General features: G+C 47.3%; 13 protein-coding genes. 4 read left to right on the top strand and 9 right to left on the bottom strand.

Annotated elements, in window-relative coordinates:
• Positions 1-148 precede the first annotated feature (148 nt).
• Entirely contained in the window at positions 149-1018 is an 870-nt protein-coding gene (locus tag MHH56_RS05765) for an AraC family transcriptional regulator (RefSeq protein ID WP_339207202.1), read from the top strand.
• A gap of 101 nt (positions 1019-1119) precedes the next feature.
• Positions 1120-2349, top strand: a complete 1230-nt coding sequence (locus MHH56_RS05760) for an FAD-binding oxidoreductase (protein ID WP_339207201.1) — start codon at positions 1120-1122, stop codon at positions 2347-2349.
• 149 nt (positions 2350-2498) lie between these two features.
• Here MHH56_RS05760 and MHH56_RS05755 read toward each other — a convergent pair whose 3' ends face one another.
• Entirely contained in the window at positions 2499-3053 is a 555-nt protein-coding gene (locus MHH56_RS05755; RefSeq protein ID WP_076269644.1) for a general stress protein, read from the bottom strand.
• A gap of 193 nt (positions 3054-3246) precedes the next feature.
• Here MHH56_RS05755 and MHH56_RS05750 point away from each other — a divergent pair, with 193 nt between their 5' ends.
• On the top strand, positions 3247-4437 hold the full coding sequence (locus MHH56_RS05750) for a magnesium transporter CorA family protein (RefSeq protein WP_339207200.1): 1191 nt from the start codon (positions 3247-3249) through the stop codon (positions 4435-4437).
• A gap of 72 nt (positions 4438-4509) precedes the next feature.
• Here the strand turns inward: MHH56_RS05750 and MHH56_RS05745 are convergent, their stop codons facing one another.
• Positions 4510-5478: a Gfo/Idh/MocA family oxidoreductase gene (locus tag MHH56_RS05745; RefSeq protein ID WP_339207198.1), complete on the bottom strand. Its 969-nt coding sequence runs from the start codon at positions 5476-5478 to the stop codon at positions 4510-4512.
• A gap of 150 nt (positions 5479-5628) precedes the next feature.
• Here MHH56_RS05745 and MHH56_RS05740 point away from each other — a divergent pair, with 150 nt between their 5' ends.
• A complete protein-coding gene (locus MHH56_RS05740) occupies positions 5629-6444 on the top strand; it encodes a lipase family protein (protein WP_339207197.1) in 816 nt (271 codons plus the stop codon).
• A gap of 100 nt (positions 6445-6544) precedes the next feature.
• On the opposite strand, the gene MHH56_RS05735 is transcribed toward MHH56_RS05740, so the two are convergent.
• The 7 genes from MHH56_RS05735 to efeB all read right to left on the bottom strand — a co-directional run bounded on the left by MHH56_RS05735 (position 6545) and on the right by efeB (position 13118).
• Positions 6545-7192 (bottom strand): hemolysin III family protein, encoded by a 648-nt coding sequence (locus tag MHH56_RS05735; RefSeq protein WP_076269640.1) that lies wholly within the window; start codon positions 7190-7192, stop codon positions 6545-6547.
• 73 nt (positions 7193-7265) lie between these two features.
• Positions 7266-7961 carry a hypothetical protein gene (locus MHH56_RS05730; protein ID WP_339207195.1) on the bottom strand — a complete coding sequence of 232 codons (696 nt, stop codon included), beginning with the start codon at positions 7959-7961 and terminating at the stop codon, positions 7266-7268.
• 274 nt (positions 7962-8235) lie between these two features.
• Complete coding sequence (locus MHH56_RS05725) at positions 8236-8439, bottom strand: hypothetical protein (RefSeq protein WP_179089865.1); 204 nt, start codon at positions 8437-8439, stop codon at positions 8236-8238.
• 32 nt (positions 8440-8471) lie between these two features.
• Entirely contained in the window at positions 8472-9389 is a 918-nt protein-coding gene (locus MHH56_RS05720) for an RNA methyltransferase (RefSeq protein WP_339207193.1), read from the bottom strand.
• Between the two features lie 27 nt (positions 9390-9416).
• On the bottom strand, positions 9417-9746 hold the full coding sequence (locus MHH56_RS05715) for a lipopolysaccharide assembly protein LapA domain-containing protein (protein ID WP_339207192.1): 330 nt from the start codon (positions 9744-9746) through the stop codon (positions 9417-9419).
• A 186-nt stretch (positions 9747-9932) separates the two neighbouring features.
• Positions 9933-11723, bottom strand: coding sequence for an FTR1 family protein (locus tag MHH56_RS05710; RefSeq protein ID WP_339207190.1), 1791 nt, complete (start codon positions 11721-11723; stop codon positions 9933-9935).
• A gap of 87 nt (positions 11724-11810) precedes the next feature.
• Positions 11811-13118: an iron uptake transporter deferrochelatase/peroxidase subunit gene (gene efeB / locus MHH56_RS05705; RefSeq protein WP_339207189.1), complete on the bottom strand. Its 1308-nt coding sequence runs from the start codon at positions 13116-13118 to the stop codon at positions 11811-11813.
• Positions 13119-13121: the final 3 nt, after the last annotated feature.

The raw sequence follows: 13121 nt of genomic DNA, 5'->3' as shown, positions 1-13121 counted from the left end.
ACGGGAAACAGCAGTAAAACTAAATGGCGGCAAGTGCTTTTTATATGGATTAATGTGACTTCTCGCATAAACATCGGACATGCTATGATAGTATAAACTCTACAATTGTTCATCTTCGCATTCCACTGTAAAGCAGGTGTAAAGTAAAATGCAGCAGGATATGTATACCGTAGCCTCCAATCCCGTTATCAGTGATGGCAAAAACTCCCCACTCAATGTATTATTTGCTGGCGAGAGCCAAACGAAGCCGTACCACCGGCTTGGTCCCAAGGTTTATGACTTCTATTTGATGCACATCGTACTGGAAGGAAAGGGCATCTTTATTTGTGATGAGGTTAAGCATGAGCTTCGTGCAGGGCATACGTTCTTAATTGAGCCGGAACAATTAATCAGTTATGAATCTGACGGTAACACGCCATGGAAATATCGCTGGGTCGCATTTCATGGAACATTGTCCGCCGATCTCGTTGCAACCGCTGGCTTAACAGCAGAGCAGCAGGTAGTGTTCATGCCAGATAAGCGGCGAGCCGCTGCGTTGTTTCGTCAAATCTATGATACCTTTCGGCGGGGAGGCGCTGCGTCTGATATGAGAGCCGTAGGGTATTTGCATTTGCTCCTTGCCGAGTACAAAAGCGCGCTCAATACCCAGAACGGCAATGAAATCCGTACCTCCCAAGCAGAAGGCGATCATTTGCTTCAACAAGTCATCCATTACTTATCAACGCAGTATGCCCATCCGGTCTCCATTGAACAAATGGCGGAATCGCTTGGCTACAATAGAGCGTACTTGTCCCGTTTGTTCAAGCAGCGCATTGGCGTATCTCCCGTTACTTTCCTGCTCAAGCTCCGAATCGATAAAGCACGCCGCATGCTGAGGGAACGGCCAGAGCTGACCATTGAACAAATTTCCGCATCAGTCGGTCTACAGGATGCTCTGTACTTCTCCAAACAATTCCGCCGGCTTCATGGCCAATCTCCTACTGCATACCGCATGGCGATGCGGAATTTAGGAGACTAAGCAGCACCGTTTAGCTGAATATCCCTCCTCTTGTTAGTATCAGCTCCCGATCGCTTCATATTCGTAAATTCGGGTAATACTATCGTAGGGAGTGATGATCTATGAAAGAGCTGCACACCGGTAACTTATATTGGCCGGTTACATTAAACAATCCCAAGGTGTATGTGCCCTTGCGGCAAAACAAAAAAACACAAGTGGCTGTTATAGGCGGCGGGATGTCAGGTACGATCTGTTCTTCTGTATTCAATAAAAGCGGCCTTTCCACCATTATGCTTGAACGGGGACAGGTAGCAGGCGGAAGCACCTCAGCAAATACAGGCCTCCTGCAATTTTGCAACGATATTATGCTTTGTGACCTCATCGACCAAATCGGGGAGCGGGATGCCCAAATCTTCTATAAAGCGTGCAGAGATGCAGTCCAAATGCTTGAAAAAACAGCTGACTCCCTTTCTGTCGATGTAGGATTGATTAGAAGAAACAGCCTGTATTATGCCTCTTCGGAGCAGGAGCTTCCAAAACTCAAAAGGGAATATGAGGCATTAAAGGCTTGTGGACTTGAAGTCGAATTCTGGTCCCCGAGCGACATCGCCAAACATTTTCCGTTTCAGAAGCCGGGTGCGATCGTTGCACACGGCGACGCAGAGGTAAATCCTTATCAGTTCGTAAACGGTGTAGCAAACGATGCTGCTGAAGCTGGGCTTGAGATTTATGAGCAAACCGATGTCGTAGCACATGAAACGCTGCCAAGCGGCCTCCATCTTCTAAAAACCGCTGACGGTTATGAGATTGAAGCAGAGCATGTTGTTTATGCTGTAGGGTATGAACCTGAAGAGCTTCGCGGCAAGCTGATCAAAGCAGAGTTGAATCGCTCCTTTGTACTTGTCACTGAAGTTCAGCCAAGTCTTCAAAGCTGGCATGAACGCTTTCTCGTATGGGAAACTGCCCGTCCCTATTTGTATATGCGAACGACTATTGACGGCCGCGTCGTTGTCGGCGGCTTGGATGAGCATACTGAAAAGCCCACTCACAGCGATAAAGAACTTAGGAAACACAGCGATAAGCTGCACAGCCAGCTAAAGGCTTTATTTCCCGAGCTGCAGGCTCCCATTGCCTATGAATGGTGCGCCACCTTCGGCGAATCGCGTGACGGCTTGCCCTTTATAGGTGCTGATCCCGCTTGGAAAAATGTTTATTATTGCTTAGGTTATGGCGGCAACGGTACCGTATACAGCATGCTTGCATCCCATTTGCTGCGTGATCTTATTATCGGCGAAGAGCATCCCTTAACTGAAATCGTAAAGCTGGATCGCAAATCCTTAGCAAATGTATAATCAACAACATAAATGATACAACTTTTCATTGCGGCTGCCGTCCGTCGGACGGCTTATATACATAATTAAAAAGCCTCACCTATCGGCAAAAATGGCTTCTGCACGAAATGTGAGACTTCTCTATATAATCTTTCTGATGTTACCAGCAGCTATTCGCCAGCAATAACGCTAGAGGCATTGCAGGCGCGAAAAACAGCTTCTGCCGCCCCCAGCCGTGACAAATCCGGACCGCCATCCTTGTCAAACAACGATTTGCTTTCCAGAGTTTCAACAATAACGATTAATGAACCGCTTTGCAGAGCATCACTGCACAATCGAACCTCTTCATTTTCAAGACCAAGCGACTGCAGCGTTCCACTGTGATCGTCATCGCCAAGCAGAATTGCCGCTGCAAAAGGAAAACCTCCGGCAGCATAAGGCGCTGTCCCGTAACCTGTCATGCCATAAACAGCATTCATGCCAGCTCCTGCAAACCCAGCAGCAGCAGCCATGCCAAGACTACCCAAACCTTGACGGTCAGGCATATCTTCGAGTTCTCTAAGCTCGTCCACATGGACATCGCTCTCTGCTTCTACTCGCCTAGAATGCTCAGAATCTTTTGCTATGACTTTTAGCTCGCCTTGAACGAAGCCCGCTTGCTCCAGCTGTTCAATAGCCGTTATGACTTGCTGCTCCGTTTCAAATATGCCTATTTTTTTTGCCATTGCCTTATCCTCCTTGTATTGCATACTAATCTTGGTATGCCCTTCTTATGGCGGATTAAGTCGTATTGTGTTGAAATTTGACATGAAATAACGAAGGTTTCGTGTTATCAAATGATCAGGTTGTGCATCATTGAAGTTCGCGGTATGATGGAGGAATAGATATTGGAAAATCGGACAAGCAGGAGGCAGAGCGATGATTCATCGGATGCTTCGCTATCCCGCAGGATGGGAATGGCATGTACTGCAGCAAGCGAGGCAGCAAACCGTAAGGAATGAGCCCTTGCCCAGCAGGAAAGGTGCACAAAGGCAAGCCGTTTCTTCAAGCGAAGGACAAAAGACCATTAAAGCCATTACCAAACAGGAACAGGAAGCGGCTCAGCAGCAGAGAGATGAGCTCAAGCAGCTATTTCCGGAATGTGCGTCATGGATTGATGAATGCGCAGGCAGAAGAACAAACAATATATCCGTTGGCGTTGCGACGCATTCGCAGAAGCTGCTATATGGCACTGTTATGTTCCAAGTGTCGGACGACCAATCGGATATTCAACCTTTTCACTTCTGGCTGACAGAAGACCGGCTGCTGACGATGCATGATGACATGCGCATTCCGCTCCGGCTTCAGTCCATTGACCATAACCTAAAGTTCGAGAGCTGCGAATCAGCTCCTGAAGCGTTATTTATTATGCTGAGCATTATTTTGGAAACGTTCCATGCTGGTCTTGATGGTTTTGAAAAAAGACTCGGAGAGCTTGAAACGACGATGCGCAATGAGAATCGTACCGGCCTTATCGATACTATTTTTGAGAGGCGTTACGATTTGCTTCATTGGAGTCATCTTTTTATTCCGATTAGAGAAGTACATAGTGCTGCACAGGAAGCTTTCATGGATGAACTCACTGAGACGGACAGCTTTAAGCGCATTACGCATAAGCTGGAGAGAATCGAAGCGCTTCTGAAGCATTACGCACTGGAAATAGATACCTTGATCTCAATGGACGATGCCATTTCCAACTTTCGCGGCAACGATATTATGAAGACGCTCACGATATTTACTGTCTTGTTCCTACCTGCTACGATTATAGGCGGTATATGGGGCGTTAACTTCGAGATCCTGCCATTTAAAGATAATAAGTGGAGCTTTACAGCGATGAACGTATTTATTTTATTCGTTACGATTTTCATGTATTTATGGCTTTGGAAGAAAGGCTGGACTGGCGACTTGTTAAATGGACGCAATCCGAAGGAGATTGTTACTACTGATTCTTCCTCTCAGGCAAAACGTTCCAAGCGTTCGAAGAGCAGCCGTTCGCAGCAAGCCTCTGCGAATGCTTCAAGTGAACCCCCTCAAGCTCAAACGCGTTCCCAAAGAAAACGAAGCCAATAATGATAGTCAGCCCATAATAAAACCGTCCACTAGGGTCAATGACCTTCATGGACGGTTTTTTTAAATCATATTCTAAAGCTTAACTGGCAATCCAGTACGAGCAGATTCATTAGCAGCAATTGTCACTTGATGTGTTCTTACTGCATCCGCATAACTGGAGCGAATGCGGGAAACATCCCCGGTTCGGATCGCATGAAGAAAAGCCTCATTTTCCAGCTCATAGGGATCCGTTTGGTTAGCATACTCTGTTCTGCGGCCAGCCTCCGTGTCAATCAATCCGCTATGGCCAAGCTCCAGCACGCCTTTGTTCGTATAAATATGTAGGCCGGAACGATCTCCAGCTGGGATAGCGCAAGTATTGCTAATTGTAGCAACTGCACCACCCACTAGCTTCAGCGTAACTGTGCCTACATCAGAAACCGTTACACCTTCTTCAACACCGCTCATATATCGATTGCCATAAGCTGCGTAAACCTCACTTACCTCACCAACCGTATACCTTAGCAGATCCACAATATGTGTTGTCTGCTCTACGAATTGACCGCCTGATCCTTCCATCTTGCGCCACCAGCTTACCCCCGGCATGGAGCCCATCCAATAGCCAAGCGCCATTAATGTTGTGCGCTCGCGCAGCAGCTCTCTTGCACGGTCGGTTCCATCCATATAACGGAAATGATAGCCAGCCGATGTAATCAGCTTTTTCTCTTCGATTCCTTTCAAAATCTCAGACGGCAGCTGCTCGTCTACTCCAAGCGGCTTCTCTACAAGAAAGGGAATGCTTCTTTCAAGCAATGCAGATTCAATCTCTCCATGCGCAAATGGCGGTACACAAATATATACCGCATCAAGCTTACGATCATCAAGCATGCGATGTATAGAATCATAACCGCGTGCACCCTCAAAGCGCTGTGCTGCTGCATCTGCTTTTTGCTGGCTAGTTGCTAAGAAAGCAGTTACCTTGATGCCGGCAAGCTTAGCGAGCTTCTCCGCATGCATCATGCCAAACCATCCTGTACCTGCAATACCTATTTGAAGAGTCATTTATGAATCCCCTTTCATAATCGCGTTATTCCCCGATTATACTTGGAGCTGCCTTAAGAAGTCCATTTTTTTCCGCTGGTACCCATCTGCAGGGCTGATCATATATTACAAACATCGGGAGAACCGGAGTTGTATGAGCGGAGGGATGGTATGACAGCAAATACGAGAGGCACGTTAGCCACGCATGATCTCGATTTTCGAACAGCTCTATTTTTGGCTGCGGTTTGCGGACAAACGTACATGCAATACAACAACAAGGACGGATTATTTCTTGTACCTAGAACCTACAGCTTAGTAAGTGAATTTACGGCTAGAGCATATGACGACAGCGATGAACGATTCGGTTTTGTTTTAACATCTGAACGTGCATCCGTGCTCGCTTTTCGCGGCAGCAACTCTGCAGTGGATTGGGTATCTGATTTCATTGCCCAGCAAACGACTTACCGCCCAGTCAAAAATGCCGGTCTAACGCACAAGGGGTTTACCGACATCTATATGTCAGCACGTACTCAAATCATTGAAATCATAAATCAGCTTCCACAGGGCAGACCGCTGTTTATAACAGGACACAGCCTTGGGGGTGCACTTGCAACCCTTGCTGCTCTCGATCTCGCGAACAACACTGCTTTTACTGATCCCATTATATATACGTATGGAGCACCTCGAGTCGGTGATCCCAAGTTTGCAAGCAGCTACAACGCATCCATTGGTACCCATTGGCGTTTTCAAAACGAATTTGATATCGTCCCCCATCTGCCTACGCTCGTTTACCAATCGCCAAAGACTAAACAAACTTACTACTATATGCACGCAAAGGGTGAGGTGAAACGTTCGTTCCGTATGGGCTCTGTCTCAGGAAACCATATATTATCAAACTACTTCGCTGATCTTGCCCAAGAAGATCCTGCCTTTGCCTTGGCCATTTGCGCGGAGCCGCCAGGCTGGTGCCCAGCAATTGAAGTTTAATTCCGAGCTGCTACAAAAAAACAAAAAAAGCAAATCTCATCTCCCGCACAGCTTGCTTCATGCGAGTAAGATTTGCTTCTCTATGTCCAAATAATCTTTGTCATTTCGCTGGGAGAACATATAGCAGTATAGCGAAGAAATGGACAATTGAACCGCCAAGTACAAACAAATGCCATACGGCGTGATGGTAAGGAAAGGCACGCCACATATAAAATATCGTTCCGAATGTGTACAGCAATCCCCCTGTTACGAGCAGCTGCACCCCTCCTGGAGCTAGATGCGTTGTAAGCGGCTTCCAAGCAAATACGATAATCCATCCCATTGCGATATAAATGATCGTTGATGTGAATAAAAATCGTGATGCAAAAAAAGCTTTAAACGCTACACCGATTAATGCCGCTCCCCAAACGATCCCAAATAGTACCCAGCCAAGCGTACCTTGCACGATATGGAACAATATCGGCGTATAAGTTCCTGCTATAAAGACGTAAATAAACGAATGATCAAGTGATTCAAATACCCGCTTCGCTTTTCCCTCAGGGAAGCTGTGCACGAGCGTAGAGGCTGCATACAGCAGCAGCATGGCTGATCCATATATAGTAAAGCTGACAACATGAAAGGCCGTTCCCTTCGTTGCCGCGAATACGATCAACACGACGAGTGCCGCAATGCTGAGTGCAGCCCCAATCCCATGTGTGACGGCATTCGCAATTTCTTCTTTCTTTGTGTACGTATGTGTATTGGCCATGGGTCCTTCACCTCCTAAGTCGTAAGCATCTCACTCTAGAAGCTGCTGCTTACTCTCACCTTAGTGTATAGGATCAGACCCATCCTTTCAACCAACCCCGCACGCGGTCCACTGTTTTATCTAGATTGCAAACGGCCTCTTGGTCGCTAAAATCCTCCGTATGGCGAAAATAATCCGCATGCCCGCCCACAGTAGGAATTCCTTCAACATAGCCTGGCGCGTACTTCATGCGATTCCACCTTGGCATCGCATATTTGCTTATGCTCCATCCGCCCCAAGTACCAATTCGGCTAATCGGGTCATTAAGCTTGCCTAAGCTGTCGATGGAATGAAAATAACTAACGCGCTCCTGAAGCTTTGGCTCGATCGGCGTTCTTGGTGAACCAATTTGCACAATTCGAAAATCCTCGATTTGATCCTGCTCATAAAGCATTTTTGCCGCTTGATAAGCAGCGGCACCGCCGCCGCTGTGTCCAATCAGCAATAAACGCTCGCTGCTCATCGTTTGTTTGATTTTCTCCAGCGCATGTTGTCCGCCGATCCGACCAGCCGTTAAACGGTTGGACAAGTCGCTTTTCACCTCTAGCACTTGTCTAACCAAGCTGCGACTGGCATCGCCATAAGGAAATATGACGTGGATAGCTGGATCGACACCATCGGATTGAAACATTTGTTCCAGCTTAACCTTGCATTCCGTAAATATGCTATTGGATGTTGCGACACCGGCAAGCAAATAAATACTCATTCGTGATGGTTTGGTCGCCGTCATAACGAATCCCTCCGTAATTAACTTAAACGTTATTCATTTTCATGTTTTATTATTTTTTCTAATTCATCCGTGTATATTCATTATGCGGGATAGTCGATTGATTCATTCTTTCCTTTTGTTGTTATTTCAGTAAATTTAGGCAAGAACCCCGTGAACCTCCACGCTGACTAACCTGCTTCTTATATTATTATATAAGAAAAACGCCTAGCTGTTACCAGCTGGCGTCCTTCATTGTTGCTATTGCTGCATTTCAAAAAAAAGTTGGAACCGACAGCTATACACCCATTTTTTTACGCTGATTGTTAACTTTCTTCGTGTTCTGGCTCTTCAGTGCCTGCGTCCCCGTAGAAAGATGCGATTGGCCTGGAGCTCCTCCAGCTTTCGCTTGTTTCTTCTGAGCGAGCAATTGCTTCGCTTTCTCCGCTTGAGTCAGCTTCTTAGGCTCCTCTTGGGATTCGTTTTGTTCGATTGTAGACATAGGTTCACCTCGTTTCATGCGCTACATAATTCTTATTCTACTACACTTATATATCTGGTAAAAGAGGCTTTACTCAGGGTTGTGGTTTTTATGATCCTCCAAGATGCCAGCTCTAACTGCCTCATCATTGGATCAGTTGTGACAATAACCGCTCGCTTCGCCCACCTTCTTACACTCTCAAGCATAACAAGCTGCTCGCTTTCTGGCAAGACAGAGCACAAATTGTATGGCATATCTACAATGGCAGCATCGTAATGTCCTTCGAGAAGCCGCATATCGCCAAGTCTTACTCGGTCTGGATAACCAAAATGAGCAAGATTTACGCGCGCGCCTCGCACGGCAAGCGGATTGAGATCCAACCCCTCAATGTCGATTCCCATTGACATGCCTTCAATCAGAACGGTTCCCATTCCACAGCACGGATCAATAAGCTTAAGCTGTTCTGCTGCTTGCCCAGCCGCAAGATTCACGATCGCACGAGCTGCTCTTGTTGGCAGTGCAGTGGAATAATTTTGCGGCTTATTCTGATGCCTCAGCCATACAGCTCCGTTCTCTTCCAGCGGTCCAAAGTACCAGCGACCATAAAGCTTCATTAAACCAAACAGCTGCTCCGCTTTGCGCATATCGGCCTTGCCATGAATAACCGCACCAGCAGCTCTCTCGAGCTGTCTTTGCTCATCAAAGGTGAAGGCTTCATCGCCTTGCGTATAAACAACCTTGAATGTTTTCCCACCCAGCTCAATTGACGGAAGCATAACGATCAGTTCTTCCATACTGTTAGCTTCCAGCATGACGGCTATACGCCGTTTTACGAAAGGGCTGCGATCAACCGATAGCTTATGCTGACTTCTGACAACGCCTTGTTTGGGCTTCTCGCCGAATAAGACTTGCAGCTCCAGCTCACACAATGCCGCTTCATCCTCATGGCATGCATACGTATAAATAAACATTAATGGCCTCACGATCTGATAACTATATTATTCCTTTTGTGAAACAGCCGCCTCTTCGCTCGGCTCCGTACGGATCGTTGCCTTGGATAAACCAAGAAGTTCCGCTTCGGTTGTAAATTCAGCAAGCTGCTTCTCTAATGATTTGACGGTTCGCTGCAAGCGAATCTGACGAATCATCCCCAGCAGGCCTACGGTTAAGCCGCCAAGCAGCGTCGATCCCAATATGACGAGAATGAGCGGAAGGGTTGCCTTCGTAAACAAAAAGTTTACATGTACCGAATCGATATTGATAACCGCAAATATCGCGATAAGAAGCGCGAATACTAATGCGGAAATAAGAATTCCCGGACCTTTCATACCGATTCCTCCCTTTTCAAAAATCATACCACAAACCTAATCCATTCGCCTATTGGCAAGCTATGAGTAATTACTTTTCCTTACATACTAAACTTAACCACAATTTTATAATAATGAAGCATCAATAAAAAATGAGCTGCCCCAAAAACAGATTATATCTGCTCTTGGAACAGCTCCATTACATCGTTATTTGGCTTCTGCTGCTTTACCGGGTGATGCCGCTTTGCGCAGCTGCGTTATACTTATCTTTACGATAATATACACTAGCACCGCAAGCTGAGGCAGTGTAGTTTCCCAAGTCGGATATACGCCCAACGCCCCTATAGTCGGTACGCCTGAAGCAGTATGCGACGGCACCCACCCTGATACCTGCAAGGAATGTATGCTCTCGCCAAGGAAGCGAACAACGAGATAATAGATTAATGCGGATGCAACAAGGAAAAATGGCCGTATGGGAAGCTTCGCGCTAAATTTAATAATCGCAAAGCCAAGTGCAATCAGCAAGATGAACGTAACGCCGAATCCGAGAGCCAGCTGCAGCGGATCGATAGACGGCGCCATCCCGACATAAAAAATCGTCGTCTCCGCACCTTCGCGGAAGATCGCTAGACCCGAAACAGCAAATAGTGACCATAGGCTTCCTCTTGCGAGCGCACTGCCCATTTGTTTATCGATGTATTGATTCCAATTGTTCATATTAGACTTATTGTGCAGCCAATTGCCAACTGTAATCATTAGAATAACGGATAGTAAGCCAGCAAAGCCTTCAATCGACTCACGCGCACTTCCAGCTGCGACCTGAGCAATGGCATACGTTAGCACAACAGCCATAATACCGCTAAGCAGAAGTCCAACCCATACGCCAGACCATACCCATTTGCGCTTATCTTGATTGCCGGTACGCTGCAAGTACGCAAGTAAAGCAGATAATACAAGAATGGCTTCAAGACCCTCGCGCAGCAAAATCATCCCCGCATCCCAAGCGGTGTAACGGGTATCCTGCATCATTGGCTCTAGCTGCCCCAGCATCTGGGCTATAAGCTGCTCCGCCTTATCTGCCGCTGGAGGATCGGAGAGCAAATACCCGCCCGCCTCAGCCATTCCAATCTCCATACTGCTATAGATAGCAGCCGAACGCAGGGCAACCACACCCTCAATCGCAGGCCACTGCACGATAAAAGCTTCCATCTGTCCAGCCGCTTCTGGATAATGTCCTTGCTGGACATCATTTAACGCCTGATTTAGGATGTCCACAGCATCGGCTACCGTTATGCCCGACTCCTTAGCCACAGTCACTATTTTCCCATCGCGATAATCCTTAATAAGCTGAATGAGTGCCAACGCTTCTGTTTTCGCTTGTTCGGTTCTCGGAGGATCAGCTTGAACAGCAATGCGAAGCATGCTCATCTTCGTTTCCAAGCCGCTGTAAACGTTGAAATGATCCGCTCGAATAGCAGGCTCAACCTTAAGCCAACTATTATTCATTTCACGATATCCAGCATATGCCTTGTCCAAGTCGCCTGCTTGAATGCTTGCAAGCAGCTTCTCTGCCAAAGGAAGTATGCTGACAGCCGCATCTTGACCAGTTAGCTGAGTCGCCGGTGCGTCTTGAACGCTCTTCACGTATTTATTAAGTGCCTTCGCTAGTAGGGATAACGTAGCTTTGGCAGCATCAGCATCGCTTTCCGGCGCTGCTAAAGCTTTTATAGCTCCCGCAAGCGCAGAATCCACCGCTGCCGATTCCTTCGTTGCCGCAGGCTCAAGCTGCTTCCACTTAGCCGAAGCATCATCAATATGAGCTGCCGCTTCCTTCCATTTTCCTTGACCTGCTTCAACAAGAGCACCGCCAACGAGCGGAAGCAAACGATCAAGCTCGGTGGATTGCGCACCTTCAGCAAACGTATATAATCCGCTGCTCCCTAACATCAATATCATCAGTACAAAAAAAGAAATGAAACGAATACCCCACTGTTTCATTCCGTCATTTTGTGCGAACATAGACGTCCGCCCCTTTCATCATAAAGAGCTATTTTCTACCCAACCCTAACCGAGCAACATCATGATTTAAAATAACGTTTCTCCGATATATCCGCCTTCACGAACACCTGGAAAACAAGCAAACATCGCACTACCCGTATGAACGACATACTCATTCATTAGGTCGCTTTGCCCAAGCTTAGTCTGCATCGGAATAAATTGTTTCCGTGAGTCGCGGTTAAAACAAATAAACAACAAGCCCGCATCCAGCTGCCCGGTTTTGTGATCCATTCCACTTGAATACGAGTAGGAGCGGCGCAATATTTTTACCGATCCATCGCCATGAGCTAGACGCACATGCGAATTCATCGGAAGCACCGGTTTGCCCTTCTCGTCTTTCTTCTCCAAATCAAGCTTGTCGAACTCATGCGCTCCGCCAAGCGGGGCACCGCTGTCTCGGTGGCGGCCAAAGGTTGACTCCTGATCCCCGAGCGTCGAACGATCCCATACCTCAATGCGCATGCGAATACGCCTTACGACCATATAGCTGCCCTTATCCATCCACGGCGTGCCATCAGCTGCGGCTGCCCACACGACCTTGTTCATTTCCCCATCATCGTTAACGTCTGGATTGCCTGTTCCATCCCTAAAGCCCATCAGGTTCCGAGGCGTAGCATTCGCTGGATCAGCACCGCTTGTACGCTGGAACCCTTCCTGCGTCCAGCGGAGCACCGCTTTCCCTCTAGCTATACGAGCTAGATTGCGGATCGCATGGAATGCAATTTGCATATCATTAGCATTCACTTGAACGCCAATATCACCGCCTGACCATTCCTCTCGCAGCTCATCACCGCCAAAAGCAGGCATATCAGCAAGAGCAGCTGGCCTATTGCTCGCTAATCCATATCTTGCATCAAAAAATGACGAACCCACACCGAAAGTAATCGTAGTACGAGATGGCAGCAGACCTTCTGCTTCACCCGTATCTGATGGAGGAAGATTTAAATTATCGTTAGTTTTGCCGAGCATTTCACCGTTTGTCATGGATGCTGCTGCACTCGTCCATGCTTGAAATAACTTACGCACCTCATCCAGTGTACTCGCCGTTAAATCAAAGGCAGCGAATAAAATAAAGTCTTGTGCCGGCGTCGTAATTCCAGCCTGATGCTTGCCATAAAAGCTGACAATTTGGTCTTTATCTGCTTTGACTGCCTTGGAAGCGGGCTTAGCCGCGCTGCGTTCCTGCGTTTGGAACAAGCCTCCAACACCAGCTGCTCCGAGCAGCAGTCCAGCTCCGCCAACACCTGCCAGCCGTAGTAGGTCTCTACGGCTGATTTTTTTAGCATCTATGTTGGGCTTGCCCTCATTTTGATTGGAATTAAAAGGTTCCGTCATGTT

Origin of the sequence: Paenibacillus sp. FSL K6-3182 (genome assembly GCF_037976325.1) — a bacterium.
Lineage (GTDB): Bacteria > Bacillota > Bacilli > Paenibacillales > Paenibacillaceae > Pristimantibacillus.
This window is presented reverse-complemented; position numbering and strand designations above follow the sequence as displayed.

What these genes read in the sequence shown, in the direction of transcription:
- MHH56_RS05765 (WP_339207202.1), top strand. Translation starts at nt 149, where the DNA reads ATGCAGCAGGATATGTATACCGTAGCCTCCAATCCCGTTATCAGTGAT.
- MHH56_RS05760 (WP_339207201.1), top strand. Translation starts at nt 1,120, where the DNA reads ATGAAAGAGCTGCACACCGGTAACTTATATTGGCCGGTTACATTAAAC.
- MHH56_RS05755 (WP_076269644.1), bottom strand. Translation starts at nt 3,053, where the DNA reads ATGGCAAAAAAAATAGGCATATTTGAAACGGAGCAGCAAGTCATAACG.
- MHH56_RS05750 (WP_339207200.1), top strand. Translation starts at nt 3,247, where the DNA reads ATGATTCATCGGATGCTTCGCTATCCCGCAGGATGGGAATGGCATGTA.
- MHH56_RS05745 (WP_339207198.1), bottom strand. Translation starts at nt 5,478, where the DNA reads ATGACTCTTCAAATAGGTATTGCAGGTACAGGATGGTTTGGCATGATG.
- MHH56_RS05740 (WP_339207197.1), top strand. Translation starts at nt 5,629, where the DNA reads ATGACAGCAAATACGAGAGGCACGTTAGCCACGCATGATCTCGATTTT.
- MHH56_RS05735 (WP_076269640.1), bottom strand. Translation starts at nt 7,192, where the DNA reads ATGGCCAATACACATACGTACACAAAGAAAGAAGAAATTGCGAATGCC.
- MHH56_RS05730 (WP_339207195.1), bottom strand. Translation starts at nt 7,961, where the DNA reads ATGACGGCGACCAAACCATCACGAATGAGTATTTATTTGCTTGCCGGT.
- MHH56_RS05725 (WP_179089865.1), bottom strand. Translation starts at nt 8,439, where the DNA reads ATGTCTACAATCGAACAAAACGAATCCCAAGAGGAGCCTAAGAAGCTG.
- MHH56_RS05720 (WP_339207193.1), bottom strand. Translation starts at nt 9,389, where the DNA reads ATGTTTATTTATACGTATGCATGCCATGAGGATGAAGCGGCATTGTGT.
- MHH56_RS05715 (WP_339207192.1), bottom strand. Translation starts at nt 9,746, where the DNA reads ATGAAAGGTCCGGGAATTCTTATTTCCGCATTAGTATTCGCGCTTCTT.
- MHH56_RS05710 (WP_339207190.1), bottom strand. Translation starts at nt 11,723, where the DNA reads ATGAAACAGTGGGGTATTCGTTTCATTTCTTTTTTTGTACTGATGATA.
- efeB (WP_339207189.1), bottom strand. Translation starts at nt 13,118, where the DNA reads ATGACGGAACCTTTTAATTCCAATCAAAATGAGGGCAAGCCCAACATA.